The sequence below is a fragment of the Ruegeria sp. HKCCD6426 genome, assembly GCF_057221115.1.
Genome location: NZ_JBWVBF010000008.1, coordinates 49,207 through 73,888 on the forward strand (window position 1 = coordinate 49,207; position 24,682 = coordinate 73,888).

Consider the following 24,682-nt stretch of genomic DNA (forward strand, 5'->3'; position numbering starts at 1 on the left):
CTCACCCTTCGTCCCGCGCGCGGAGGGCGCAGCATGATCTGGAAGACTGACACACATCAATTCACCGCGACTATTTGCCAGCACACGGGCAAAACCTGCCCCGCACTTGCCCGTATGGCACGTGCAATGGTGCAGGCCGTAGCGACCGCAGGTCCTGCGACCACGCGCGAGTTCGAAATCGAGGGCAACACCGACCTGACGCATTGCCTAAAGGGATGCACCGCCCGCTTTCGCGCCCGGCCTGATCAGGTGCGGGTCTATTGCGGCGCAGACCCCGAGATCGGTTCTGACACGTTGGACGACTATGCCGAGCTGATGTTTGGCACGGAAATTACGTCCCTTCCTTCTCAGGCGATCAGCAGCCCGCCTTGCGCGTTGCTGGAGGCCGTAGCGCTTGCGCCAAGCCAACCGACTCGGGCCGAGTCTTTCGCGGCAGTTTGACCTATTTCAAAGAATGCGCGCGGGCCTTTCCCATGGCCCAGCGCATCTGCCCGTCGGTCTCGACGGCGCAGGGGCGAATTTCACGGAGCCGGGACAAAGCCGCCTCTGGTGCTTCACCGCATTCCACCATCAAACGCAAAACCACCATCCCTGACCGACCACATCCACCGCGGCAATGCACCAGAACCCGGCCTTTATTTGACAGAGTCGTCAGAACTCTTGCGCTGACCTCGGTCCATCGCTCGGTTATTTCAGGCGGCGGTGATCCAAAATCCTTGATGGGCAAATGGATCCATTCGATCCCGCGTTCCGTCAAGTCCGGCCCGAAATTCCCCGCACCTTCCTGCCCCATCTCAGCCGAAGTAGTCATTGAGAGTACAACATCCGGTGCCCAGCCTCTGATCACCTTCAGATCGGCCAAATAAAACCCGCCCCGGCCCGGCATAGGTGACAGTGCAAGCGAACCACCGCCGACCTGCAAAGTGTGAACTCCAAACTGCGGCATCGATCCCCCTGATTTGCTGTGCCCGCAAGTTCTATACCGTCGTACCAACATCCAAAACAAAATTCGTTCAGACCTGCGGTGGACGCGGAGGGCAGCGCGCTCTACGCTGCCGCATAACTCGAATCCGCCAGAGCAGACATGAACGACACGCCCAGCCCCGCCTATCAGGTTCTCGCCCGCAAATATCGCCCCGAAACCTTTGCCGACCTGGTTGGCCAGGATGCGATGGTGCGCACGCTGAAAAACGCGTTCGAGGCGGATCGGATCGCACAGGCCTTCATCATGACCGGTATTCGTGGCACCGGTAAAACCACTACGGCGCGAATTATTGCCAAGGGCATGAACTGCATCGGCCCGGACGGAAACGGCGGCCCCACAACCGAACCTTGCGGCCAGTGCGAACACTGCGTAGCGATCATGGAAGGCCGCCATGTCGACGTGATGGAAATGGACGCCGCCAGCCGTACCGGTGTGAATGACATCCGCGAGATCATCGACAGCGTCCGCTACCGTGCCGCCAGTGCGCGCTACAAGATCTATATCATCGACGAAGTTCACATGCTGTCGACCAGCGCCTTTAACGCGCTGCTCAAAACGCTGGAAGAACCCCCGGAACATGTGAAGTTCATCTTTGCAACCACAGAGATTCGCAAGGTCCCGGTAACGGTTCTGTCTCGGTGTCAGCGCTTTGACCTGCGGCGCATCGAACCCGAGGAAATGCTCGGCCTGCTGTGCAAAATAGCTGCGTCGGAAAACGCACAGATCGCCGAGGATGCGCTGGCGCTGATCACCCGCGCCGCTGAAGGATCTGCGCGCGACGCGACCTCGTTGCTGGATCAGGCCATTTCACACGGCGCAGGCGAGACCAGTGCGGATCAGGTACGGGCCATGCTGGGATTGGCGGATCGGGGCCGGGTGCTGGATTTGATGGACATGATCCTGCGCGGAGATGCGGCTGGAGCCTTGACGGAACTCGGTGCCCAATATGCCGAAGGGGCCGATCCCATTGCGGTCTTGCGCGATCTGGCTGAGATCACTCACTGGGTCTCTGTCGTCAAGATCACTCCCGACGCCGCCGAAGACCCTACGGTTTCCCCCGACGAACGTGCCCGGGGGCAGCAGATGGCCGAGGCTCTGCCAATGCGCGTTCTGACGCGGATGTGGCAGATGTTGCTCAAAGCGCTCGAAGAAGTGTCCGCAGCGCCAAACGCAATGATGGCTGCGGAAATGGCGGTCATCCGGCTGACCCACGTCGCTGATTTGCCAAGTCCGCAGGAACTGCTGAAACGCCTTCAGGATACACCTCCGCCTCCGAATGGAGGTCCTGGCGGAGGGGTTGCAATTCCAGGGACTGCCGCACCCGCGTCGCAAGCCTCGACGCAACCAGCCTATGCCGCGACGACAACAGGAAACGGTGGTGGACCTACGGCGGCGCTGGCACAGGACGTTCAGGCCGCGCTGGCGCGCTATCCGACCTTCGATCACGTGGTCGAACTGATCCGCGCAAACAGAGATGGCGTTTTGCTGGAAGAGGTCAAAAGCTATCTCAGACTGGCGGCCTACCAGCCGGGCCGGATCGAGTTTCAGCCCACCGAGCGCGCCTCGGCCAACTTGGCCCAACGGCTTGGATCTGCACTGCAAAGGTGGACGGGCAATCGGTGGGCCGTGACGGTTGTAAATGAAGGCGGCGGCGAGACTATCTATGAAAAAGAGAACGCGGCCGAAGAAGCGCTGAAAAACGAGGCCACGGAACATCCGTTGGTGCAGGCAGTTTTCGCTCATTTCCCTAAAGCCAAGATCACTAAGATCGAAACGCCAGAACAACGCGCAGCCAAAGTTGAGACCGAGGCATTGCCCGAGGTTGAAGACGAGTGGGACCCGTTCGAAGAAGACTGATCCGCCACCCCGAAAACTGGAAACCCTGCCGGACCCTACGAGATGACAGGGCCCGAAAAAGACCGTGACGACAGGCGGGAGCAACTCTGGCCCCTTGTGCCGCGCTGTTGGCGTCCGTATTTAGTCGACAAACCGATTTACAGGAGATTACCGATGCTCAAAGGACTCGGCGGATTGGGCGATATGGCCAAGATGATGAAATCCGCGCAGGATCTGCAGACCAAGATGACCGAAATGCAGGAAGAGCTGGCCAACATGACGGTTGTCGGCGAATCCGGCGCAGGTCTGGTAAAGGCCACCGCAACGGCGAAAGGCGAGTTGAAAGGTCTGGACATCGACCCGTCCATCTTCAACGGCGACGATAAGGAAGTGGTTGAAGACCTGATCCTGGCCGCCATCAAGGACGCTCAGTCCAAGGCTGCCGAGCGCTCGCAGGAAGAGATGGGTCGACTGACCGAAAGCATGGGCTTGCCGAAAGACATCAAGCTGCCGTTCTGATACACACTCCTGACGGATCATTGGCCGGGCGCATGTGCCCGGCCCATTTGCAGGAGCGCGAGCGTTGAGTTCGAACAGCGACATCGACAATCTGATCGACCTGATGGCCAAGCTGCCGGGCCTCGGCCCCCGCTCGGCCCGCCGCGCAGTCCTGCACCTGATCCGCAAGCGCGCCTTGTTGCTGACGCCCCTGTCGGACGCAATGCAGCAAGTGGCCGCGACCGCCCGCGAATGCCTGAACTGCGGCAACGTGGGCACTACCGATATCTGTGACATCTGCGACAGCGAAGCCCGCGCAACCGGAGAGCTATGCGTGGTCGAGGACGTCGCCGACCTCTGGGCGATGGAGCGTGCTGGTGTGTTCAAAGGTCGTTATCACGTTCTGGGCGGCACACTGTCCGCCTTGGATGGAGTTGGCCCGGACGAGCTGCGCATTCCCCGCCTCAGGGACCGGGTGACCGCCGAAGGGATCACCGAGGTCATTCTGGCGCTGAACGCCACCGTCGATGGCCAGACCACCGCTCATTACATTGCCGATCAGTTGGAAGGGCAGGTGCGCCTGACCTCACTGGCACAAGGTGTGCCGATTGGGGGGGAGCTGGATTACCTGGATGACGGTACGATTACGGCGGCATTGAGGGCGCGGAAGGAGTTGTAGGCGATTGCAAAGCCGTTGCGGCCAAACCACTGCCCGAATACCTTCGCTGTTTCTCGGTTTTACGAACTCTGGCAGGGTCGCCGACTTACTCCTCTTCATCCAGAGGCGGGTATGTCAAACGCAATGCGATGCCATAGAAATAAAACAGAAAGATCGGCAACAACGAAAACGTGGCGATACGTGCTCCCAACGGCGCTTCTATTTTGACCAAAGTTTCGTTGACGATCAGAGCCAGAAACGCGGCAAACGCCTGCAATTTCAGAATATTCTCACGAAATGCGGTTGAAACTTTAGCGTCTTTTGGTGCCGGGGCAAATCGGTCCAGAAAAACTGCGTCACCAGCCGCGCCGTAAACCATGACGATGATGTAAAGCCCGCAGTAGATGCTGACTATGCGGTGGCTGATCAAAGGATTCATAAAACAAATCTGTACGGCCAGAACACTCAGCCAAATTGTCAGAACCACACACATATTGGTTCTAAGGTCTTTGGTGACCTTTCCCTGCCCGCGCACGGTGGTAGGCAAGATTCGCCAGATCAGAGCCACTTGCGCCAATACGCAAGCCCAAACAAACGACTTGGCTGCCGGGACTCGCAAGAACGTTAAAGCAGTCCAGACGCTGATAAGCACTAAAGCCGGAAGCAATCGCCGCCAACCTATCAGTGGTAGGTCGCTCACGATCAGCCAGACATATAGGGAAAAGCGTCGCAACGGGTCCATGCGGCTACTGAAAGCTCAAATTGCGGCGAAATAACGACGCGGGTGCAAGTAGTAATTCAATTTGTAAAGCAGTCACAACTTGTTGGATTTTTTGCTATTCGACCATACTAGTTTGCCGGTAGAATAAATGACAGCTTGATTTCAAAAGGATTTTTGCGTGCCCCGCCTTCTCGCCCTCACCTTCGCCGCCTTCACCGCAACCGCTGCCCTGTCGCAAGAACTTGTCGACAAAGGCTTCGTCGAAGGTTGGAACATCATGATGGACCCCGCGCTTGGCAACGGGTGTCTGATCCAGACGATCTATCAGGACCTCTCGGTGGTTCGCCTGGGTTATGACGCACTGGATAACCGGGGATATTTCACAGTTTATAACAAAGCTTGGGGCGATATTGAACCGGGACAAAGCTATCCGATCCGGTTCGAGTTGGACGGCAAGAGCTTTGATGCCACCGCAATCGGGTTCAAACAAGACCGCGTGCCGGGCGCGACTGTGTTCTTCACCGACCGGAATTTTGTCAACGCAATTGCACAGAACAAGACGATGACCGTCTACAACCCCGCCGGTGAGACGGTGATGGCAATTGACCTCAAAGGCACGACCAAGGCGCTGGAATATGCGCGGGATTGTCAGAACAAAAAGCTCTAACGAATCGGATCGAACAGCGCGTCCTTAGCCTCACAGTCGCGGATCACGTCGCGGCCACAGGGAACCGGTGCAAGATCGCTGGAAAGGCACAGCCGAACCTCTTCGATGTATCCGTCGCGGCAGGTGATCGTAATCATATCCCGCTCTAGCCCCGGATTGGCTTTCAGGAACGCGTCCTCGACAACCGACGCGGGCAGTTTGACCGAAGTATCCAGCTTGCGGAAAATCTCCGGGCGTTTGACCTGCTCATACGCCTGACGTGACAGGGCAAAGTAGTCAGGCGCTGAAAGGCCCGAACAGGTGCCGTGTTTCTTCCACTGATGCCAGGCAAGGCCGGAACTGCCCTGAATATCGGTCATTTCCCGCGTCATACGCCGGGTCGGTGGTGCCTCCGGCGTGCGGCAGTAGGCGGGCCAACCCCGATGGTATTGCGGCCAGAGACCATGCAGGATCCACCCATGGTCATGCCGTGCATCGCACTGGTCAGACTCGCGTGCGTCACCCTCGCGCGCGCACCAGTTGGGCGACCAGCTCAGCGACAGGACGTAGTAGTCAAACTCGCCCGCCTTCTCTCCATCGGCAAGTGCTGCCATTGCACTGAATATCCACAGAACCAGCCCCAATTTCATCTGGCGCATTCGCCTCTTCCCTTCTTGCCTTGCCGGGACTATATACAGCCCAAGTTCCCCGACAACGGAAACCTGCCCCAAGACCTCGGGGCCGCCGAATTCCGGCGACGGGATAGATGTATTCAAAGGAGACGGGCTGATGGCAAAACCGCTGATGGCCAAGGCGACAGCCGTATGGCTGGTGGACAATACCACGATCAGCTTCAAGCAGATCGCGGATTTCGTGGGCATGCACGAGCTTGAGGTGCAAGGCATCGCAGATGGCGATGTTGCAGCAGGCGTGAAAGGGTTTGACCCGCTCGCAAACAATCAGCTGACTCAGGAAGAGATTGACACGGCGCAAAACAACCCGCTGCACAAGCTGAAGCTCAAATTCAACCCGGCTGCGTCGGGTGAAGAGAAACGTCGTGGCCCGCGTTATACCCCGCTGTCCAAGCGTCAGGACCGTCCGAACTCGATCCTGTGGCTGGTCAAGTTCCACCCGGAACTCAGCGATGGTCAGATTGCCAAACTGGTCGGCACCACAAAGCCGACGATCCAATCGATCCGCGAGCGGACCCACTGGAACATCTCGAACATGCAGCCAATCGACCCGGTCGCTTTGGGTCTCTGCAAACAGTCGGAACTGGATGCCATTGTTCAGAAAGCCGCTGCGAAGAAGGCCGCTGAAGGTGGTGTGATGAGCGATGATGAGCGCCGTCGTCTGGTATCGACCGAGCAGTCGCTCGAGATGGACGCCGCGCCTAAAATCCCGACTGCAATCGAGGGCTTGGAGACCTTCTCGCTTTCGGACGACGGGGAAGAAGAAAAAGACGACGAGCCGATCCTCGACGCCGACAGCTTCTTCAACCTGCCCAAAGGCGACGGTGCGGATGATGAAGAAGACGACAAGCGCCCTTGATGCGTTGATGGCCCCGGTCTGAACAGTCCGGGGCGATTACTATGAGAAAACCATGCTGAACGTATTGTCTGCTCTTCTCGGCCCGCATCGTGCTGTGACTGTCTACGCCTTTCTCAGAACATGGGGTCTGGGGCTAACGGGCGGCGCGGTCATGATCGCCATTGTCGCCGGGTTGTTTTTTTTGGGCGACGACGGCAAGCACGAGCATCATTCTTACATAACTGTCCCGGTCTTGTCGGCAACGCCGATCAATGGGGACCTTAAGAATGGGGTCATTGCCTCGGTCCGGTTGCCGGATGGAACGGCGGCGTCAATCACCTCGACCGAAGCGCCCATTTCGCAGACCGTCAGCACCAGCGCTTGTATAGAAAAACGGGTCTACGTCGAAAGCGGCGAACCTCGCTACAGGTTCAAGCTGCCGCGGTTTTGTGCGGCAAGCTGAGCTGAGACCCTACTGCGGTAATCCGCCCGACACTGTCGCCGAGCGGATTATTGGGTTCAGATCATCTGAAACAGTATCCCGGCGACAATTGCGCCACCGACACCAAGCCCGAGATACGTCGCAAAGACGCGCGGTTTGACCAGCGACCACACTGCGGCCATCGCCGGGATCGAACTGACTGCTCCAGCGACCATAAACGCCATCGCAGCGCCTGCGCTCATCCCTTGCTCCATCAACCCAGCCAACAGGGGCGGTGCGACATAGGAGTTCAGATAGGCGGGCATCCCGACCAAAGCTGCGACAACAATGGGCACTACGCCTTCGCCACCTACAGCGCGTGCGATCAGATCGGCGGGAACGTAGTTGACCAGCAACGCCTCAAGCACGTAGGCCAGAGCAAGCCATTTCAGCAGAAACAGGCCGTTGTGCACGAACTCGGTCCGGAACCGTGCACGACGTTCGGGCTCTTGCCAGAATTTCCACATAGGCTTGTCGTCTTGTTTGGGTCTACATCCACAGCACCCGGCAGGTTTGTATTCGCGCAGAGGGTTAGCGAATGCCCCGCCCCGCATCAGCGCGCGGACGGCAAAGCCACCAAACAAGCCCAGAGATACCGCAGCAACTGCCTTACCGATCGCAAAAGGCCAACCCAGCGCGCCTGCGGTAATCAACAAAGTCGGAGGGTCGATCAACGGTGAGCTGAGCCAGAAGGCCATGACCGCGGACAGGGGTGCCCCGAGGGCCAGCAGACCGGCGATAAAGGGGATCACCTCGCAGCTACAGAACGGCGCAAGCCCGCCAAAGAGCGCAGCCAGAAAGATCATCCGTGTTTCGCGTCCCTCAAACGCACGGGCCACCATCACCTCGGCACCGGTAGCCTTGAGATACGACAATAGAAGCACAGCGAACAGGATATACTGCCCGGTATGGGCCAGTGCCTTGCTGGCAAAGGTTACAACTTCCGACCAATTGCCCGGGTCCAGAACAGCCACTGCAGCGAGGATCGCGACGATCAATGCCCAAGGCGTTTTTATCAAGTCCATGGCGCCTTTGGCAGTTACCTTCGGATTTTGCGAGAGTTCAGCCATCGTTCGCGGCCTTTCCAACTTCGTCCGCGCAGCATTCACTGAGGATGAACTGCGCCAGGTTTCTCAACTCGCCGAAACACGCACGGTTTATCGTGCTACGACCGACTTTTTCCTGCTCGACCACTCCACCGGCGGCCAGAAAACGCAAGTGATGCGCGAGGGTCGAGGGCGCGATGCCGGTTCGGTTCTGTATCTCACCCACGGTCAACCCAGACTCACCCGCGCGGACCAGAGTTTTCAGGACCTTCAGCCGGGCCTCGGACCCCATGGCCGAAAACCCTGCAGCGGCTGTTTCCCACATGTTACTTCTCCATTAAACTAGATTTCTGGTTATTTAGTTTATTAGAGATCACACGTCAACTGCATCAGCTTAATTTTTCGCCCTTCCCACTTAAGTCCAGATTGCCCACGCCTTAAGTCCAACCTATAAGCGGATATGGGCATTTCAGTGGACACCTTCTTTCTTGACCCCAATGGACAGGGTACCTTGCAGGCGCGCATTCAGCAGATGATCGCCGAGGGCATATTGTCGGGGCGTTTTCATGTCGGGGAAAAACTTCCCTCATCCCGCAAACTGGCAACGCATCTGGGGGTCAGCCGGATCACCGTTACGCTGGCCTATACCGAACTGCTGGCCAACGATTACCTGATGGCTAAAGGACGTTCGGGGTACTTTGTGTCTCAGAACGCTCCGGTGCCGCCAAAATACACGCCGTTGCAGCGGGGGGATGAATCGGTTGACTGGAGCACTGCTTTGGCCCGGCACTATTCCGGCGGGGACTTCCTTCAAAAACCAAGCGATTGGCGGGACTATCGCTATCCGTTCATATATGGGCAGGCAGACAGATCGCTGTTCGACCACGCCAACTGGCGGCTTTGCGCGGTTCGGGCGCTAGGGCACAAGGATTTCGACTCGCTGACCGGGGATTATGTCGACCAGGACGACCCGCTGCTGATCGAGTTCATTGCACGCCATACACTGCCGCGTCGCGGAATCTCGGCCCGGCCAGAAGAGATTCTGATAACACTCGGGGCCCAGAACGCGCTTTGGCTTGCGTCCAGAGTATTACTGAACCGCAGCCGAACCGCTGCGATTGAAGACCCCTGTTACTATGCCCTGCGGGATCTTTTGCTTCATTCTGAATGCAAGGTGACCCCATTGCGCGTTGATCAAGATGGCCTGCCACCGGATGACATCCCGGATGAAACCGACGTCATATTCACCACGCCCAGCCATCAGAGCCCAACCACGGCAACTATGCCGCTGAACCGCCGCAACGCTCTGCTGAACCGGGCACGCGAGCTGGATGCGCTCATTGTCGAAGATGATTACGAGTTCGAGATGGCCTTTCTCGGCGCCCCTTCCCCGGCGCTGAAATCTTTGGACCGGGATGGGAGGGTCGTTTATGTCGGCAGCTTCTCCAAATCGTTGTTTCCGGGCCTGCGGCTTGGGTACATGGTTGGTTCTGAAGCCTTCATTCGCGAGGCACGCGCGTTACGTTCGCTCGTGCTGCGGCACCCTCCAGGACACATTCAGCGCACAGCGGCCTACTTTCTGTCGTTGGGGCATTACGATGCGCAGATTAGGCGTATGTCCACGGCGCTAAAGAGCCGGCGCGAGGCCATTGAGACGGCAATTGGAAAACATGGTTTAACCGTCGCCGGACGCGGTGTTCTGGGCGGTTCATCCATGTGGATGCAGGCGCCGCAAGAAGTTGATACCACGCAGCTCGCGCAGGACCTGCAGGCACGCAGTGTCCATATCGAACCCGGTGAGAAGTTCTTTTCCGGGTCGGACCGGCCACGGAACTTCTATCGTCTTGGCTATTCTTCAATCTCACCCGAACGCATCGCTCCGGGAATCGAGCAGATCGCCGAGGCGATCCGCAGTTTCTAGTCGACTGGACTTATTCCGGCATCTGTTCTGGCCCTAACGTCACAAACACCCTTGCGCCAAAACCGCTATGAATTGCTGCGGCGAGAAGCTCGGCCACGACCACCCAGACCGGAGAGACCCAGATGAAAATGACCACAGAAGAAGCGTTCGTAAAAACGCTGCAAATGCACGGGATTGAACATGCGTTCGGCATTATCGGCTCTGCAATGATGCCAATCTCCGATATTTTTGGGAAAGCTGGTATCACTTTTTGGGACTGCGCACACGAAGGCTCGGGTGGCATGATGGCCGACGGTTACACGCGTGCGACCGGCAAAATGTCGATGATGATCGCTCAAAACGGCCCCGGCATTACCAATTTTGTCACTGCAGTTAAGACGGCCTACTGGAACCACACGCCGCTGCTGTTAGTTACGCCCCAGGCTGCCAACAAGACCATGGGTCAGGGCGGGTTCCAGGAGATGGAGCAGATGCGCATGTTTGCCGACTGCGTCTGCTATCAGGAAGAAGTGCGCGACCCCAGCCGCATGGCCGAAGTTCTGAGCCGCGTGATCATGAATGCCAAGCGTGCATCCGCACCTGCGCAGATCAACGTACCGCGTGACTTCTTCACCCAGGTTATTGATATCGAACTGCCTGCCGTCGTCGATTTTGAACTACCCGCGGGTGGCGCATCTGCCGTATCAGAAGCTGCTGCGCTGCTGTCTGATGCCAAGAACCCCGTCATTCTGAACGGTGCCGGCACTGTTCTGTCGAAAGGTGGAATCGAAGCATCGAAAGCTCTGGCCGAGCGTCTGGACGCTCCGGTCTGCGTCGGCTACCAGCACAATGATGCGTTCCCGGGCTCGCACCCGTTGTTTGCCGGTCCCCTAGGCTACAACGGTTCGAAAGCCGGCATGGAGCTGATCAAGGAAGCTGACGTTGTTCTGTGCCTTGGCACCCGCCTGAACCCGTTCTCGACTTTGCCGGGCTACGGGATGGAGTACTGGCCTGCAGACGCGAAGGTCATCCAAGTGGACATCAACCCTGATCGCATCGGCCTGACCAAAAAAGTTTCGGTTGGCATCGTTGGCGATGCAGCCACCGTTGCCACCAACATTCTGACCCAGCTGTCGGGCTCTGCTGGCGACGAAGGCCGCGACGCACGCAGAGCGAAAATCGCTGAAACCAAATCTCGTTGGGCACAAGAACTCACATCGATGGACCACGAGCAGGACGATCCCGGAACCACATGGAACGAACGTGCCCGAGCAGCCAAGCCAGACTGGCTGAGCCCACGCAAAGCATGGCGCGCAATCCAGCAAGCCTTGCCTAAAGAGGCCATCATTTCGTCGGACATAGGCAATAACTGCGCCATCGGCAACGCCTATCCGTCGTTTGAAGAAGGACGCAAATATCTGGCTCCCGGGCTGTTTGGCCCCTGCGGTTACGGCCTGCCTTCGGTAGTCGGCGCCAAGATTGGTTGCCCGGATGTCCCGGTCGTCGGCTTCTCAGGCGATGGTGCATTTGGCATTGCAGTGACCGAGCTGACTGCCATCGGTCGCGAGGAATGGCCCGCAATTACACAGGTTGTTTTCCGCAACTACCAATGGGGCGCGGAAAAGCGGAACTCGACCCTTTGGTTTGACGACAACTTTGTTGGCACCGAATTGGATACCCAGGTTTCTTATGCCGGTATTGCAAAAGCCTGTGGCCTAAAGGGTGTTGTTGCCCGGACCATGGACGAGCTGACCGACGCGCTGACCCAAGCGATCGAGGATCAGAAGAATGGGATCACGACATTGATCGAAGCAATGATCAATCAGGAACTGGGCGAGCCTTTCCGCCGGGACGCAATGAAGAATCCGGTCGAAGTGGCTGGAATCGACGCCGCTGACATGCGTCCGCAGCAGGTTTGACCTACTGCCTTACGCCTGACTCGGACCAGTTCAATATTGGTCCCTGTTACCGTTTTCTGAGGGAGAGAGCAAAATCGCCCTCTTCCTCAGAAAGGTTGAGCCTCGCGTCTAAACACCCCAAGATGCACAAAATATTCTGGTACCAAGGCAATCTGCCGCAGGGAGAGTAAACGTGACCCATCAACCGAAACTCGATCTGTCTCCCAAGGTATCTGACGAGGTCCGTCGCACCACTTGCTACATGTGCGCCTGCCGGTGCGGCATCAACGTTCACATGAAAGACGGCAAGGTCGCCTATATCGAGGGCAACCGGGACCACCCAGTCAACAAAGGCGTTTTGTGCGCCAAAGGCAGCGCCGGAATCATGCAGGTCAACGCGCCCTCTCGGCTGCGCAAGCCTCTGCGCCGGGTCGGCCCGCGTGGGTCTGGTGAGTTCCGCGAAATCGAATGGGACGAAGCGATCAGCACCGCAGTCGGCTGGCTGAACGAGCTGCACGAGACCGCCCCGCAAAAGCTGGCTTTCTTCACTGGTCGCGATCAGAGCCAGAGTTTCACCAGTTTCTGGGCGCAAAATTTCGGCACACCGAATTACGCGGCCCATGGAGGGTTCTGTTCCGTCAATATGGCGGCGGGCGGCATCTATACGATGGGCGGCGCTTTCTGGGAGTTCGGGCAGCCCGACTGGGATCACACCAAACTGTTCATGCTGTTCGGCGTGGCCGAGGATCATGACAGCAACCCGATCAAGATGGGCATCGGCAAGATCAAGGCGCGCGGGGCGCGGGTGATCGGAGTGAACCCGATCCGCTCAGGTTACAACGCGGTCGCGGATGATTGGGTCGGCATCACTCCGGGCACGGACGGGCTGTTCATCCTGTCCCTGATCCATGTGCTGATGAAAGCAGGTAAAATCGATCTGGACTACCTCAGCCGGTATACCAACGCGCCAGTTCTAGTAAACGCCGCCGCGGGCCCGGAAAAGGGCCTGTTCCTGCGCGACGCGGACGGCAAGCCACTGGTGATTGACCGCGTAACGGGCGAACCCACCGCCTTTGACAAACCCGGCGTGCGCCCTGATTTGTCGGCGACTTACGAAAAAGATGGCGTCACGCATCGCCCGGTCTTCCATCTGATGGCCGAAAAGTACCTGTCAGACGATCATGCGCCCGAGGCCGTGGCCGAGCGCTGTGGCATCCCCGCCAACCGCATTCATGCCATCGCTGCCGAGATCGCTCGCGTCGCCTTTGACGAGGCCATTGAGCTGGATCAGGAATGGACCGATTTCCGCGGTGAGGCGCATTCGAAAATGACCGGGCGCCCTGTCAGCTTCCATGCCATGCGTGGTATTTCGGCCCATGCCAACGGCTTTCAGACCTGCCGTGCCCTTCACACGCTTCAAATTCTGCTGGGTACGGTCGAGGTTCCAGGCGGCTTCCGCTTCAAACCGCCCTACCCGAAGCCGGTCGAGGCACATCCAACGCCGCACGGCGACCGCCGCCCCGGCCGCCCGCTGGAGGGGCCACATCTAGGCTTCCCACGTGGTCCCGAAGACCTTTTGCTGGACGATTGCGGCACGCCGCAACGCATCGACAAAGCCTTCACCTGGGAAAACCCGATGTCGGCCCACGGGCTGATGCATATGGTGATCTCGAACGCTGCGGCGGGTGATCCCTATAAGATCGACACGCTGTTCATGTACATGGCTAACATGTCCTGGAATTCGTCCATGAACACCAAGGGTGTGATGGAAATGCTGACCGCCCGCGACGACGACGGTAAATACGTCATTCCGAACATCATCTATTCCGATGCTTACTCGTCCGAGATGGTCGCCTATGCCGATCTGATCCTGCCCGACACCACCTATCTGGAACGGCACGACTGTATCTCGTTGCTGGATCGACCAATCTGCGAGGCTGATGCCGCCGCTGATGCGATCCGCTGGCCGGTGATCGAACCCGACCGCGACGTACGCGGCTTCCAGTCAGTGCTGATTGAACTGGCCAACCGCATGAGCCTGCCGGGATTCACCAACGAAGACGGCAGCCCCAAGTGGAAGGACTACGCCGACTACATCGTCAACCACCAACGCAAGCCGGGTATTGGCCCGCTGGCCGGGTTCCGCGGTGTGGATGGAGACAAGGAAGGGCGCGGAGAGGTCAACCCCGATCAGCTGAACCGCTATATCGAAAACGGCGGATTTTACGTGGCGCATATCCCCGAGGGTGCGGATTATTACAAACCCTGGAACACGGCCTATCAGGACTGGGCGGTGGGCATGGGCATCTATGACAGCCCGCAACCCTACCTGTTCCAGCTTTACTCGGAACCCATGCGCAAGTTTCAGCTGGCGGCCGAAGGGCATGGCGAGCGACAACCTCCCGAGCATCTGCGCCAGCGGATCAAGGACACGATGGACCCTCTGCCGATCTGGTACGAAACCGATCAGGAAGGCAACGAGGGCTTCACCGTCAACGCTCTGACCCAACGACCAATGGCCATGTATCACAGCTGGGGCACGCAGAACGCGTGGCTGCGCCAACTGCACGGGCGCAACCCGCTTTATGTGCCGACCAAGCTGATGCGAGAGCACGGGCTGGAGGACGGCGACTGGGCCAAAGTCAGCTCTCCGCACGGTGAAATTACCGTGCCGGTCATGGAAATGGCCGCTTTGAACGAGAACACCGTTTGGACGTGGAACGCCATCGGCAAACGCAAGGGGGCATGGGCCTTGCAAGAGGACGCCCCCGAGGCCACCAAAGGGTTCCTCCTGAACCACCTTATCCACGAGCTTATGCCACCAAAGGGCGACGGGATGCGGTGGGCCAATTCCGACCCTGTGACAGGTCAGGCTGCCTGGTTTGACCTGAAGGTCCGGATCGAAAAGGCCGACGCCCCAAGCGACGCGGAAAGCCAGCCCGAATTCGAACCCATCAAATCACCGGTCGGCACCGGCCCGAAAGATCTGGCGTGGAAGGTAGGCAAATGACACAGCTCCCTCAATCGACGGATCGCAAACTGGGTCTAGTCATCGATCTGGACACCTGCGTTGGCTGCCACGCCTGCGTGATCTCATGCAAGGGTTGGAACACCGAAAACTACGGCGCGCCGCTGTCGGATCAGGACGCGTACGGCGCCAACCCGTCAGGCACCTTCCTGAACCGAGTGCACTCCTACGAAGTTCAACCCGAGCAAGGCCATGCTCAGCTGATCCACTTCCCCAAATCCTGCCTGCATTGCGAAGACGCGCCCTGCGTCACGGTCTGCCCTACCGGCGCCAGCTACAAGCGGGTCGAAGACGGCATTGTGTTGGTCAACGAAAGCGACTGCATCGGTTGTGGTCTGTGCGCCTGGTCATGCCCTTACGGCGCGCGCGAGCTGGATCAGGCGGAAGGGGTGATGAAGAAATGCACCCTTTGCGTTGACCGGATTTACAACGAAAACCTGCCCGAAGTGGATCGCGTGCCGTCCTGTGTCCGCACCTGCCCGGCGGGTGCACGGCATTTCGGAGACTTAAGCGATCCCGACAGCGCAGTCAGTAAACTGGTTGCCGAACGTGAAGGCTTCGACCTGATGCCCGAACTGCAGACCAAACCGGTCAACAAATACCTGCCACCACGACCCAAGGACCAAATCGAGGACCAGATCGACATTCTGGCCCCGCTGCTGGCCCCTGTCGCCGATGAACCCAAGGGCTTCCTTGGCTGGCTCGACAAGACACTGGAGAAGCTCTGATGCATCCGGCACCCTCTGTCATCATTTTCACGACGCTCTCGGGCCTCGGGTTCGGCCTGTTGGTTTTCCTGGGCTTCGGGTTACCCGATGTTTCTGGTTGGGTCGCCTTCGTGTTCTTTGCTATCGCTTATGCTTTCGCTGTTGGCGGGTTGCTGGCATCGACGTTTCACCTGGGCCATCCCGAACGCGCGTGGAAGGCCTTTACCCAATGGAAGACCAGCTGGCTCAGCCGCGAAGGCTGGTGCGCGGTCATCGCATTGGTCGTCATGGGTGTTTATGCCATTGGCGTGGTCTTTCTGGGCCAACGATGGTGGGTTCTGGGCGGGATCGGGGCTCTGTTTTCTCTGACGACGGTGTTCACCACTTCGATGATTTACACTCAGCTAAAAACCATCCCGCGGTGGAACATGAAGCTAACACCGGCCATGTTCGTGAGCTTCAGCATTGCGGGCGGAGCTTTGCTTGCTGGTCAGACTGGCATTGCGCTACCCTTGTTACTGGTCGCAGCGCTGGTGCAGATCCTGTACTGGCGACAGGGGGATAGCGCCCTAGCTAAGTCTGGGACAAATCTGGGAACAGCCACTGGCTTGGGCAACCGAGGTTCTGTCCGCGCCTTCGAGCCGCCGCATACCGGCACAAACTATTTGCTGCGAGAATTTGTCCATATCGTGGGTCGAAAGCACGTTGAAAAACTGCGGGTGATTTCGTTCGTTCTTGCGTTCGCTCTGCCCATCGTGCTGTTGCTTCTACCCTTCAACCACTTCTTCGTTTTGTTGGCCGTCCTGTCGCATCTGGCAGGCGTATCGACATCGCGCTGGTTATTCTTTGCGCAAGCCGAACATGTGGTCGGGCTGTACTACGGCAAACGCTGAGAAACCTGAAAGAGCCTCTGATCTGAGGCTCTTTTTTTTTGTAAGTCGTGTCACAAATCCGGTGACTCAACCGTCCTGTTTTTGTTCAATTCCAAAACAGGAGAAATCGATGTCCCCCCGGATCAATCACTTTGCCGTCGCACCTGAGTTGCTTCAGCCCATGCTCGACATGGAGGAACGCCTGCGCGCGTCGGAACTGGAACACAGTCTGATCGAGCTCGTAAAACTCAGAGTCTCCCAGATCAACGGTTGCGCCTTTTGCATTCACATGCACACGCATGACGCCCGGGCCAATGGTGAAACCGAAGATCGCCTTCACCTGCTGAACGCATGGCATGAATCGTCGCTTTATTCGGATCGTGAGCGCGCGGCGTTTGCTTGGGCAGAAGCGCTGACGCGTATCGAAACAAACCGTGCGTCGGATGAAGTCTATAAAGCTATGGCTGCGCAGTTTTTGGAAAAGGATCAAGTAGCTCTGACTCTGGTGATCACCACAATCAACGCCTGGAACCGTCTGACCATCGGATTTGCGATGCCACACCCGGCATCCAGCAAGGCCTCAGCCGCGTGACGCAGCCCAGTTCACAGTTCGAAGACCGGGCCTTTGTCGCCTTGCAACCGCGCCTGTTTGCGGTTGCATACCGCATGCTTGGATCCGTCAGCGATGCCGAGGATATCGTGCAGGACGCATACCTGCGCTGGCGACGGGTTGATATTGATCAGGTACGCGATGAGACAGGATTTTTGATCCGCATCGTCACCCGGCTTTGTCTCGACCACTTGCGCGCAGCGCGAACTGTTCGCGAGGCCTATCCAGGCGAGTGGCTGCCAGAACCTCTGATCACCGATGACGCAACCGAACGGCTTGACCGCGATGTCTCGGTGGCGCTTTTGATGGCGCTGGAACGTTTGTCACCGCTGGAGCGCGTCGCTTTCCTTCTGCACGATGTGTTTGAACACTCTTATGACGACCTGTCTGAGACGTTGAAGCGCAGCCAGAGCAGCTGTCGTCAACTCGTCAGCCGTGCCCGCAAGCATGTCGAGCAGGTCAATCCGCGAGCCCCGATTGAACGCGACCATGGCGAGGAAATCGCCACAGCGTTTTTCAACGCTGCCAAAAGCGGTGATACCAAACAACTGGCCGACTTGTTGTCGCGAGACGTCCAATTGCATTCGGACGGTGGCGGCAAGATCATTGCAACCCTGAATCCAATATACGGTCGGGACAAAGTCACACGCTTTTTCGTCGGATTGGCACGGAAACTGTCCGCGCCCCGTCCATATCGTTGGGTTTTCTGTTGGCTGAACGGATTGCCTGCAATCATCAACAGAGAGCCCGGCGGTTCATTGCAGGCAACATCTCTCAAAATCGAAGATGGCAGGATCGCGGCCATTTACATGGTTCGCAATCCTGACAAAACCCAGCATCTGGAGAAGCTGTTGAGCTAGGCGGCGTTTATACGAGCCCTGCGTGGGCCATCGCCGCGTCAATAGCGGATTTGGTGCTCTCGTCCAGCGGCGTCAGCGGCGAGCGGACATCTTCGCTGCACCGACCCAGTTTGCTAAGCCCATATTTGGCACCTACCAGACCTGGCTCGATGAAGATGGCTTCGTGCAGAGGCATCAGGCGATCCTGATACTCCAGCGCCTTGGCGTAATCGCCCGCCAGTGTGGCCTGTTGGAATTCTGCGCAAAGTTTTGGCGCTACGTTTGCCGTGACCGAGATACAACCGACACCGCCATGTGCGTTGAAACCCAGCGCGGTCGCGTCTTCGCCTGACAACTGGCAGAAATCTGACCCACAGCTCGCGCGCTGCTGACTGACCCGTGCCAGATCGCCGGTTGCGTCTTTTACACCAACAATACGCGGCAGTTTAGCCAGTTCACCCATTGTTGCCGGCGACATGTCGATCACAGACCGGCCTGGAATGTTGTAGATGATGATCGGGATATCGGCACAGTCATGGACCGCACGAAAATGCGCGATCAGACCTTTCTGCGTTGGCTTGTTGTAGTAGGGCGTAACGACAAGCGCAGCGTCGGCGCCGGTCTTTTGCGCAAATCGCACGAATCGGATCGCTTCATCCGTGTTATTGGACCCTGCTCCGGCAATTACCGGAACGCGCCCCGCCGCAGCTTTGACGACTTCTTCGACGACCGTCTCATGTTCTTCGTGGCTGAGCGTTGGGCTCTCACCGGTTGTCCCGACCGGAACCAGCCCGGTAGACCCTTCCTGAATCTGCCATTCTACCAATTGTTTGAGTGTATCCAAATCCAACTCGCCGTTGCGGAACGGGGTGACGAGGGCTGGCATCGAGCCTTTGAACATGGAACACTCCTTAGGGTGCAGTACGCTGGTTTTTGCGCATCGGTCCGTCACGATATTTGGTTTGTGAGTTGATCCCGACGGCGCAGGGTTTATCCTGAATGGCTGTATCCTCGGTTGGTTAGGAAATGCAAGAGATGACACGCCTTCTGGCCTTTTTCACGTCCATGATTCTGTGTTCTGCCTTGCAGACAGACACAGCACGCGCCGATGCCGCCACCGATTTGCGGTCCGGGCTGACCGAAATGCGCAAGGGGGATTGGAACGAGGCGCTGCAAGTTGCAGGCGCGCGCGGCTCTGTTTCGCGCGACGTAATCGTGTGGCATTGGCTACGCGAGGGATTTGGCAGTTCCGGCGATGTACTGGTGTTTCTGGACCGACGCCCCGACTGGCCCGGCTTGGCGTGGCTGCGCCGCAAAAGCGAGCCTGCATTTACCGGTGCAGATACGGACCGGGTTTTGAAGTTTTATGAAAAGTCGCCGCCACAGACCGCCGAGGGCGCGTTGAACTACGCCGTTGCGCTCATGGCCAAAGGTCGAAACGGCGAAGCAGAAGCCGATATCGTTGCCGCCTGGCGCACGATGCCGATGGGCTCGGGGTTGCAAAAGAACTATTTGGAAAACTTCGGCAAATTGTTGAAACCCCACCACGAGGCGCGTCTGGATCGGATGCTGTGGGACGGTCATCTTGTCAGTGCAGACAAGATGCTGCCTTTGGTCAGTTCTGATTACCGCAAACTGGCCGAAGCGCGGATTGCACTGCAAAAACGCCAACCAGGCGTGGATGGCAAGGTAGCAGCCGTTCCGAAGTCGCTGACCTCTTCACCGGGTCTGGCATTCGACAGGTTCGTCTGGCGTGACAAGAAAGAGTTGGACGACAGTGCCATCGATCTAATGCTGGCACGCTCGACCGGGCCAAAATCGCTGGGTGAGCCGGACAAATGGGCCGAAGGGCGCCGCCGCCTGGCCCGGCTTGAGATGCGGGGCGGCAATGCGAACCGCGCCTATCAAATCGCCGCCAACCACCACATGACCCCTGAAATGGGATATGGCTATGCCGATCTGGAGTGGTTGTCTGGGTTTCTCGCCTTGCGCCGCCTGAATGATCCTGCAACGGCCGTTCGGCATTTCCAGAATTTCTCGGAGGCCGTGAAGTCTCCTATCTCCAAAGGTCGCGGCGGGTACTGGCTGGGCCGCGCCTTTGCAGCGCAGGGCGATGCGGACAAGGCTTACGATGCCTACGCTATGGGTGCCGACCATCAAACTTCGTTCTACGGGTTGCTGGCCGCCGAGCGGATCGGTCGACCCTTTGACAGCGAATTGGCCAACCCGCGCCGTGCGCCACATTGGAAGCAAGCCAGTTTCGCCGATTCCAGCGTGCTTGAGGCCGGTCTACTGTTGTTGCGCGCAGGAGAGGACAACCTGTCGGAAAGGTTTCTGACCCATCTGGTCGAGAACCTCGATCCGGTTGAAGCCGGACAACTGGGTGATTTGGTATTGGAGTTGAAAGAACCCCATCTGGCCGTGATGATCGCCAAGCGCGCGGCGACAACGGGTGTTGTCTTGCCCGCGGCCTATTATCCGGTTCATCCAGTTGCTGATCTGGGATTGCCGATGGCCAAAGAGATGACCCTGGCCATTGCGCGCCGCGAAAGCGAGTTTGACCCGATTGTCGTCAGCGGCGCTGGCGCGCGTGGGTTGATGCAGGTAATGCCCGCCACCGCAAAACTGGTTGCAGGTGAACTGGGGCTTCTCAGCGGGCACAAGACGGTCCGCCTGACATCGGATTGGAAATACAATGCCAAGCTCGGGTCGAACTATCTGGCCGGGCTGGCTGCAGATTTCAACGGCAACGTGGTCATGATGGCGGCGGGCTACAACGCCGGACCACGGCGCCCGATTTCGTGGATGGAGCGCTTCGGCGATCCCCGCGCGGGCGAGGTCGATATGGTCGACTGGATCGAGACTATTCCCTTCAGCGAGACCCGCAATTATGTCATGCGCGTTGCCGAAAGCCTGCCGGTCTACCGTGCTCGGCTTGGGCAGCCTGCCTTGCCGATCCCGTTTTCGCAGGAACTTATCGGCTCAACTCTGGCGTCGTTCGCGCCATAAGGTGAACAGACCCGCAGCAACGACCAGCGCTGCTCCCGCCACGACCGCCGGGCGCAGCACCTCTCCGAATACCATCATCCCCAGAATTGCGCTCCACACCAAATGGAAATAGGCAAAGGGCTGCACAGCACTGGCCTCGGCCATTTCATAACATTTGATCAACAACCAGTGCCCCAACACACCGCTGACACAAAGCAAAGCCATCCACAGCCAGTCCGTACGGGCCATCGGCTCCCAAAACCACATGCCGACAAGGGTCATTGCCACAGCACCTGCAACACCTGTCCAGAAAAAGCTCGTGGCTGAACTATCTCGTCGTGCAACGTAGCGGGTCAGCAGACCGTAGACAGCAAACATCAGTGCCGAAATCAGCGGTATGATTGCCCACGGATTGAACACGCCTGCACCCGGCTCAAGGATAATCAGAACCCCAACACATCCCACGCCGATAGCAGACCACCGCCGCCAACCGACCTTTTCCCCCAGAACCGGCCCGCTTAGCGCTGCAACAAGCAGCGGGTAGCAAATGAAGACTGCCATACTGTCAATCAGACCGAGAATGGTGAAACTGAAGACCGCAACGCAGATCTCGGCTGCCAACAATACACCACGCAGGATTTGCAGACCCAGTTGGCTTGTATGCGTGGCCGCCTTCAATCCGCCCGGCGCACGGGCGGCGAGGGCCACTACGAAAGCCGCAAAGAACCAATAGCGGATCATCACGACCATATACGTGTTGTAGGTCCCAGCCAGGTGCCGCGAGATACCGTCCTGCAGGGCAAAGACTATTGTTGCCGCAATCATCAGGCCAACGCCCGCGCGGACGTTATTCTGCTGGGTCATGTTTTGGCAGCCCGTGTCATGTGTCGCTTTCGCCCATATCCGGGGCTGCGTGTTACCGTGAACCCAGCGTCTTCAAGCCCGCGGCGAACGAAGCCTGCGGCTGTGTAAGTAGCGGCCGTCCCACCGGGTTTGGTGTGATCGGCAACCTGTTGCATCAGGTCCGCGCCCCAAAGCTCAGGGTTTTTTGCAGGGGAAAAACCATCCAGAAACCATGCGTCCGCCTGCCCTGACCACATCGGCAACTTGTCGCGGGCATCGCCTGCTATGACCTCAAGGCGCAACGTCCCAAGATCACAGGATTCGCCCTGCCACACTGCAAGGAACCGTTCAGCCCATGGCGTCAGCTCTGGGAAAGCCGCTAGCGCGCGCGCCATATCGGCTGGGGCCATCGGGAAGGCTTCGAAACTGGTGAAACTCAGGGGGGATGTATGGCCCGACCTTTCCCATTCCGACCAGGCCGTCAGCATGTTCAGCCCAGTACCAAAACCCAACTCGGCAATGTGAAAGTCACGGGTAAAGCGCGCGGGTAGATCATTGCCTGTCAGAAACACGTGGTGTGTCTCCTCCAACCCGTTTTGCAACGAGAAATACGGGTCATCGAAATGATCTGATACGGGGACTTGATCGTCCCTCCAGGTCAATTTGGCGCGCTGGTCTGCCATCGGGTTATCCTGTAGCTAAGCGGCGCGACACTGAACAAGGAAAAGGGGAATGGCAATGGTCGATGTGACGGTACGGGGCGCGGGCATCTTTGGCCTTTCCATCGCCTGGACCTGCGCGCGGCGCGGCGCCAAAGTTCAGGTCGTCGATCCCTTCGGCGCCGGGTCCGGATCCAGTGGCGGCCTCGTTGGTGCGTTAGCCCCGCATGTGCCGGAAAACTGGAACGCCAAGAAGGCGTTTCAGTTCGACAGTCTGATCATGGCTGAACCGTTCTGGAAACAGGTCGAATCAACCGGCGGCGTATCCCCTGGCTATGCCCGGTTGGGCCGAGTGCAGCCCATCACGGACGACCGCAATCTTGAACTGGCGCGGGCACGGGAACGCACTGCGGCGGAGCTTTGGCAAGGTCGCGCTGATTGGCACGTCGTGCCTGTCGCCGAGGTTGGCGCATGGTGCCCGGCCAGCCCGACCGGCTTTGTGATCCATGACACGCTGACGGCTCGGATGCAGCCGCGCCGCGCCTGCGCAGCGTTGGTCTCGGCCCTTGCGGTGATGGGTGTAGATGTGGTGGCTGAAGCACCTGACGCCGGGCAAGTCGTCCACGCAACAGGACTGGCAGGTTTGCTGGAGCTCAGCCAGACCTTCGGCAAAACGGTCGGCAATGGCGTTAAGGGTCAGGCCGCGCTGCTGAGGTTCGACGCAGGAGATGTCCCACAGCTGTTTGCCGATGCGATCCATATTGTGCCGCACGCGGACGGTACGTTGGCCGTCGGGTCGACCTCGGAACGCGACTACGATAACCCCAACAGCACGGACGCCGCCCTGGACGACGTCATCGACCGGGCGATGCGCGCCGTTCCGGTTTTGCACGGTGCCGAAGTGATCGAACGCTGGGCCGGTGTCCGCCCACGCAGCAAAAGCCGCGCACCGATGCTGGGCGCACACCCGTTGCACGAGGGGCAATTCATTGCCAACGGCGGGTTCAAAATCGGCTTTGGCATGGCTCCGAAAGTGGCCGAAGTTATGGCTGATCTTGTTCTGGACGGGCACAGCTCGATCCCGGACGATTTCCGACCCGAAGCTTCACTCTGACACAGCAATTGCCTGCATGCATTGCCGCCTATCCGGGCCTCGCACCCATAAGTCCTGACCGTTCCGGCACAGGGCGGCCGTCTCAAAGTGCATCAGGGGCGATGAGGCACGAAAGGAAAAACGCGTCAGCGGGCCTAACAGCTCTTCGGCCATCAGCATCAACCGTTGCGCCAGCAATGGGCCGTGCACCACGAGACCTTCATAACCTTCGACTTCGCGCGCGTAATCCAGATCATAATGGATACGGTGACCGTTGAAGGTCAGCGCGGAATAGCGAAACAGCAGCGTGGTATCGAACTGGACCTCACGCATGTCCGTCTCATCCGTTCGAGCCGTGGGCGGCGTCGGCGCTATGGCGTCTGGCGACGGATCCTCGCGATAGACCAGATCTTGCCACTCGGTCAGACACAGAGCCCCATTTTGCCAGATTTCGTGGCGCAGAGTGACAAATGCCAACGGTCCGGTGCGTCCAGCCTTGGCTGTTGCCGCCTCGCGAAACGACCTGCGTTCGGCGATCTCACCCGCGATCAAGGGGGTGTGAAATTCCAGTCGCCCACCGGCCCACATACGGCGCGGCAAACCCATGTCCGGGATCAAGCCCTTGCCAATCAACGGGTGACCGTCGCGCCCCAACCCATCTGGTGGCTGGGGTGACCAGAAATAGAGCTGATGAAAAAATGGCGGCAATGCAGATCCAGCAGCAATCGTCTGCTCCTGCCCCAGCGCTGTCTGCCATGCGGTGGCGCGCGCCGGGTCTATCATGTCACTTTGAATATCGGCCTGAGAATCCTGCTTCATTCGGGCAACCTATGCTCGCCAATGC

At 58.5% G+C, this 24,682-nt stretch carries 25 protein-coding genes; 16 read left to right on the forward strand and 9 right to left on the reverse strand.

What is annotated here, in order from left to right; translation table 11 throughout:
* The first annotated feature begins 33 nt into the window (after positions 1-33).
* Positions 34-441 (forward strand): hypothetical protein, encoded by a 408-nt coding sequence (locus AC2TDA_RS19465; protein WP_480880400.1) that lies wholly within the window; start codon positions 34-36, stop codon positions 439-441.
* A gap of 1 nt (position 442) precedes the next feature.
* On the opposite strand, the gene AC2TDA_RS19470 is transcribed toward AC2TDA_RS19465, so the two are convergent.
* Positions 443-946, reverse strand: coding sequence for a protein-tyrosine phosphatase family protein (locus AC2TDA_RS19470; RefSeq protein ID WP_480880401.1), 504 nt, complete (start codon positions 944-946; stop codon positions 443-445).
* 138 nt (positions 947-1,084) lie between these two features.
* Between AC2TDA_RS19470 and AC2TDA_RS19475 the strand changes: the two genes are divergently transcribed.
* The 3 genes from AC2TDA_RS19475 to recR all read left to right on the forward strand — a co-directional run bounded on the left by AC2TDA_RS19475 (position 1,085) and on the right by recR (position 3,998).
* Positions 1,085-2,842, forward strand: a complete 1,758-nt coding sequence (locus tag AC2TDA_RS19475; RefSeq protein WP_480880403.1) for a DNA polymerase III subunit gamma/tau — start codon at positions 1,085-1,087, stop codon at positions 2,840-2,842.
* 153 nt (positions 2,843-2,995) lie between these two features.
* The gene (locus AC2TDA_RS19480) at positions 2,996-3,340 is read left to right on the forward strand and encodes a YbaB/EbfC family nucleoid-associated protein (RefSeq protein WP_480849388.1); all 345 of its coding nucleotides are present in this window, start codon (positions 2,996-2,998) and stop codon (positions 3,338-3,340) included.
* Positions 3,341-3,404: 64 nt separating this feature from the next.
* Positions 3,405-3,998 carry a recombination mediator RecR gene (gene recR / locus AC2TDA_RS19485; protein ID WP_480880405.1) on the forward strand — a complete coding sequence of 198 codons (594 nt, stop codon included), beginning with the start codon at positions 3,405-3,407 and terminating at the stop codon, positions 3,996-3,998.
* A gap of 85 nt (positions 3,999-4,083) precedes the next feature.
* On the opposite strand, the gene AC2TDA_RS19490 is transcribed toward recR, so the two are convergent.
* Positions 4,084-4,416 carry a hypothetical protein gene (locus AC2TDA_RS19490; protein WP_480849390.1) on the reverse strand — a complete coding sequence of 111 codons (333 nt, stop codon included), beginning with the start codon at positions 4,414-4,416 and terminating at the stop codon, positions 4,084-4,086.
* A gap of 460 nt (positions 4,417-4,876) precedes the next feature.
* On the opposite strand from AC2TDA_RS19490, the gene AC2TDA_RS19495 reads away from it, so the two are divergent.
* On the forward strand, positions 4,877-5,365 hold the full coding sequence (locus tag AC2TDA_RS19495) for a hypothetical protein (RefSeq protein WP_480880408.1): 489 nt from the start codon (positions 4,877-4,879) through the stop codon (positions 5,363-5,365).
* Here AC2TDA_RS19495 and AC2TDA_RS19500 read toward each other — a convergent pair.
* Complete coding sequence (locus AC2TDA_RS19500; RefSeq protein WP_480880410.1) at positions 5,362-6,003, reverse strand: ribonuclease T2 family protein; 642 nt, start codon at positions 6,001-6,003, stop codon at positions 5,362-5,364. The genes AC2TDA_RS19495 and AC2TDA_RS19500 overlap by 4 nt on opposite strands.
* A gap of 130 nt (positions 6,004-6,133) precedes the next feature.
* On the opposite strand from AC2TDA_RS19500, the gene AC2TDA_RS19505 reads away from it, so the two are divergent.
* Positions 6,134-6,895, forward strand: a complete 762-nt coding sequence (locus tag AC2TDA_RS19505; RefSeq protein WP_480849394.1) for a DUF1013 domain-containing protein — start codon at positions 6,134-6,136, stop codon at positions 6,893-6,895.
* Between the two features lie 52 nt (positions 6,896-6,947).
* Positions 6,948-7,337: a hypothetical protein gene (locus AC2TDA_RS19510; RefSeq protein ID WP_480880412.1), complete on the forward strand. Its 390-nt coding sequence runs from the start codon at positions 6,948-6,950 to the stop codon at positions 7,335-7,337.
* A 56-nt stretch (positions 7,338-7,393) separates the two neighbouring features.
* On the opposite strand, the gene AC2TDA_RS19515 is transcribed toward AC2TDA_RS19510, so the two are convergent.
* Positions 7,394-8,425, reverse strand: a complete 1,032-nt coding sequence (locus tag AC2TDA_RS19515; protein ID WP_480880414.1) for a permease — start codon at positions 8,423-8,425, stop codon at positions 7,394-7,396.
* The gene (locus AC2TDA_RS19520) at positions 8,418-8,726 is read right to left on the reverse strand and encodes an ArsR/SmtB family transcription factor (RefSeq protein ID WP_480849398.1); all 309 of its coding nucleotides are present in this window, start codon (positions 8,724-8,726) and stop codon (positions 8,418-8,420) included. Before AC2TDA_RS19520 ends, AC2TDA_RS19515 begins: the two co-directional genes overlap by 8 nt.
* Positions 8,727-8,861: 135 nt before the next feature.
* Here AC2TDA_RS19520 and pdxR point away from each other — a divergent pair, with 135 nt between their 5' ends.
* The 7 genes from pdxR (at position 8,862) to AC2TDA_RS19555 (ending at position 18,276) form a co-directional block, all read left to right on the forward strand.
* On the forward strand, positions 8,862-10,322 hold the full coding sequence (gene pdxR, locus AC2TDA_RS19525; protein ID WP_480880417.1) for a MocR-like pyridoxine biosynthesis transcription factor PdxR: 1,461 nt from the start codon (positions 8,862-8,864) through the stop codon (positions 10,320-10,322).
* A 122-nt stretch (positions 10,323-10,444) separates the two neighbouring features.
* Complete coding sequence (xsc, locus tag AC2TDA_RS19530) at positions 10,445-12,220, forward strand: sulfoacetaldehyde acetyltransferase (RefSeq protein ID WP_480880418.1); 1,776 nt, start codon at positions 10,445-10,447, stop codon at positions 12,218-12,220.
* 172 nt (positions 12,221-12,392) lie between these two features.
* On the forward strand, positions 12,393-15,209 hold the full coding sequence (locus tag AC2TDA_RS19535; protein ID WP_480880420.1) for a molybdopterin oxidoreductase family protein: 2,817 nt from the start codon (positions 12,393-12,395) through the stop codon (positions 15,207-15,209).
* Complete coding sequence (locus AC2TDA_RS19540) at positions 15,206-15,955, forward strand: 4Fe-4S dicluster domain-containing protein (protein WP_480849404.1); 750 nt, start codon at positions 15,206-15,208, stop codon at positions 15,953-15,955. Before AC2TDA_RS19535 ends, AC2TDA_RS19540 begins: the two co-directional genes overlap by 4 nt.
* Positions 15,955-16,827: a dimethyl sulfoxide reductase anchor subunit family protein gene (locus tag AC2TDA_RS19545; RefSeq protein WP_480880421.1), complete on the forward strand. Its 873-nt coding sequence runs from the start codon at positions 15,955-15,957 to the stop codon at positions 16,825-16,827. The genes AC2TDA_RS19540 and AC2TDA_RS19545 overlap by 1 nt, the downstream gene beginning before the upstream one ends.
* A gap of 109 nt (positions 16,828-16,936) precedes the next feature.
* A complete protein-coding gene (locus AC2TDA_RS19550; RefSeq protein ID WP_480880423.1) occupies positions 16,937-17,398 on the forward strand; it encodes a carboxymuconolactone decarboxylase family protein in 462 nt (153 codons plus the stop codon).
* A complete protein-coding gene (locus AC2TDA_RS19555; RefSeq protein WP_480880424.1) occupies positions 17,395-18,276 on the forward strand; it encodes a sigma-70 family RNA polymerase sigma factor in 882 nt (293 codons plus the stop codon). The genes AC2TDA_RS19550 and AC2TDA_RS19555 overlap by 4 nt, the downstream gene beginning before the upstream one ends.
* A 7-nt stretch (positions 18,277-18,283) precedes the next feature.
* Here AC2TDA_RS19555 and dapA read toward each other — a convergent pair whose 3' ends face one another.
* Complete coding sequence (gene dapA / locus AC2TDA_RS19560; RefSeq protein WP_480880425.1) at positions 18,284-19,156, reverse strand: 4-hydroxy-tetrahydrodipicolinate synthase; 873 nt, start codon at positions 19,154-19,156, stop codon at positions 18,284-18,286.
* Positions 19,157-19,290: 134 nt separating this feature from the next.
* On the opposite strand from dapA, the gene AC2TDA_RS19565 reads away from it, so the two are divergent.
* A complete protein-coding gene (locus tag AC2TDA_RS19565) occupies positions 19,291-21,264 on the forward strand; it encodes a lytic transglycosylase domain-containing protein (RefSeq protein WP_480880427.1) in 1,974 nt (657 codons plus the stop codon).
* On the opposite strand, the gene AC2TDA_RS19570 is transcribed toward AC2TDA_RS19565, so the two are convergent.
* Both AC2TDA_RS19570 and mnmC2 read right to left on the reverse strand, forming a co-directional pair.
* Positions 21,238-22,107: a DMT family transporter gene (locus AC2TDA_RS19570; RefSeq protein ID WP_480880429.1), complete on the reverse strand. Its 870-nt coding sequence runs from the start codon at positions 22,105-22,107 to the stop codon at positions 21,238-21,240. The two genes, AC2TDA_RS19565 and AC2TDA_RS19570, sit on opposite strands and share 27 nt — an antisense overlap.
* The gene (gene mnmC2 / locus AC2TDA_RS19575) at positions 22,104-22,769 is read right to left on the reverse strand and encodes a tRNA (5-methylaminomethyl-2-thiouridine)(34)-methyltransferase MnmC2 (protein ID WP_480880431.1); all 666 of its coding nucleotides are present in this window, start codon (positions 22,767-22,769) and stop codon (positions 22,104-22,106) included. The genes AC2TDA_RS19570 and mnmC2 overlap by 4 nt, the downstream gene beginning before the upstream one ends.
* Before the next feature lie 49 nt (positions 22,770-22,818).
* Between mnmC2 and AC2TDA_RS19580 the strand changes: the two genes are divergently transcribed.
* Entirely contained in the window at positions 22,819-23,859 is a 1,041-nt protein-coding gene (locus AC2TDA_RS19580) for an NAD(P)/FAD-dependent oxidoreductase (protein ID WP_480880432.1), read from the forward strand.
* Here AC2TDA_RS19580 and AC2TDA_RS19585 read toward each other — a convergent pair.
* Positions 23,851-24,657: an HTD2 family dehydratase gene (locus AC2TDA_RS19585; RefSeq protein WP_480880433.1), complete on the reverse strand. Its 807-nt coding sequence runs from the start codon at positions 24,655-24,657 to the stop codon at positions 23,851-23,853. The two genes, AC2TDA_RS19580 and AC2TDA_RS19585, sit on opposite strands and share 9 nt — an antisense overlap.
* Between the last annotated feature and the right edge of the window lie 25 nt (positions 24,658-24,682).

Coding starts and splice junctions, on each gene's coding strand:
- AC2TDA_RS19465 (WP_480880400.1), top strand. CDS start 34: ATGATCTGGAAGACTGACACACATCAATTCACCGCGACTATTTGCCAG.
- AC2TDA_RS19470 (WP_480880401.1), bottom strand. CDS start 946: ATGCCGCAGTTTGGAGTTCACACTTTGCAGGTCGGCGGTGGTTCGCTT.
- AC2TDA_RS19475 (WP_480880403.1), top strand. CDS start 1,085: ATGAACGACACGCCCAGCCCCGCCTATCAGGTTCTCGCCCGCAAATAT.
- AC2TDA_RS19480 (WP_480849388.1), top strand. CDS start 2,996: ATGCTCAAAGGACTCGGCGGATTGGGCGATATGGCCAAGATGATGAAA.
- AC2TDA_RS19490 (WP_480849390.1), bottom strand. CDS start 4,416: ATGAATCCTTTGATCAGCCACCGCATAGTCAGCATCTACTGCGGGCTT.
- AC2TDA_RS19500 (WP_480880410.1), bottom strand. CDS start 6,003: ATGCGCCAGATGAAATTGGGGCTGGTTCTGTGGATATTCAGTGCAATG.
- AC2TDA_RS19505 (WP_480849394.1), top strand. CDS start 6,134: ATGGCAAAACCGCTGATGGCCAAGGCGACAGCCGTATGGCTGGTGGAC.
- AC2TDA_RS19510 (WP_480880412.1), top strand. CDS start 6,948: ATGCTGAACGTATTGTCTGCTCTTCTCGGCCCGCATCGTGCTGTGACT.
- AC2TDA_RS19515 (WP_480880414.1), bottom strand. CDS start 8,425: ATGGCTGAACTCTCGCAAAATCCGAAGGTAACTGCCAAAGGCGCCATG.
- AC2TDA_RS19520 (WP_480849398.1), bottom strand. CDS start 8,726: ATGTGGGAAACAGCCGCTGCAGGGTTTTCGGCCATGGGGTCCGAGGCC.
- pdxR (WP_480880417.1), top strand. CDS start 8,862: ATGGGCATTTCAGTGGACACCTTCTTTCTTGACCCCAATGGACAGGGT.
- xsc (WP_480880418.1), top strand. CDS start 10,445: ATGAAAATGACCACAGAAGAAGCGTTCGTAAAAACGCTGCAAATGCAC.
- AC2TDA_RS19540 (WP_480849404.1), top strand. CDS start 15,206: ATGACACAGCTCCCTCAATCGACGGATCGCAAACTGGGTCTAGTCATC.
- AC2TDA_RS19545 (WP_480880421.1), top strand. CDS start 15,955: ATGCATCCGGCACCCTCTGTCATCATTTTCACGACGCTCTCGGGCCTC.
- AC2TDA_RS19550 (WP_480880423.1), top strand. CDS start 16,937: ATGTCCCCCCGGATCAATCACTTTGCCGTCGCACCTGAGTTGCTTCAG.
- dapA (WP_480880425.1), bottom strand. CDS start 19,156: ATGTTCAAAGGCTCGATGCCAGCCCTCGTCACCCCGTTCCGCAACGGC.
- AC2TDA_RS19565 (WP_480880427.1), top strand. CDS start 19,291: ATGACACGCCTTCTGGCCTTTTTCACGTCCATGATTCTGTGTTCTGCC.
- AC2TDA_RS19570 (WP_480880429.1), bottom strand. CDS start 22,107: ATGACCCAGCAGAATAACGTCCGCGCGGGCGTTGGCCTGATGATTGCG.
- mnmC2 (WP_480880431.1), bottom strand. CDS start 22,769: ATGGCAGACCAGCGCGCCAAATTGACCTGGAGGGACGATCAAGTCCCC.
- AC2TDA_RS19580 (WP_480880432.1), top strand. CDS start 22,819: ATGGCAATGGTCGATGTGACGGTACGGGGCGCGGGCATCTTTGGCCTT.
- AC2TDA_RS19585 (WP_480880433.1), bottom strand. CDS start 24,657: ATGAAGCAGGATTCTCAGGCCGATATTCAAAGTGACATGATAGACCCG.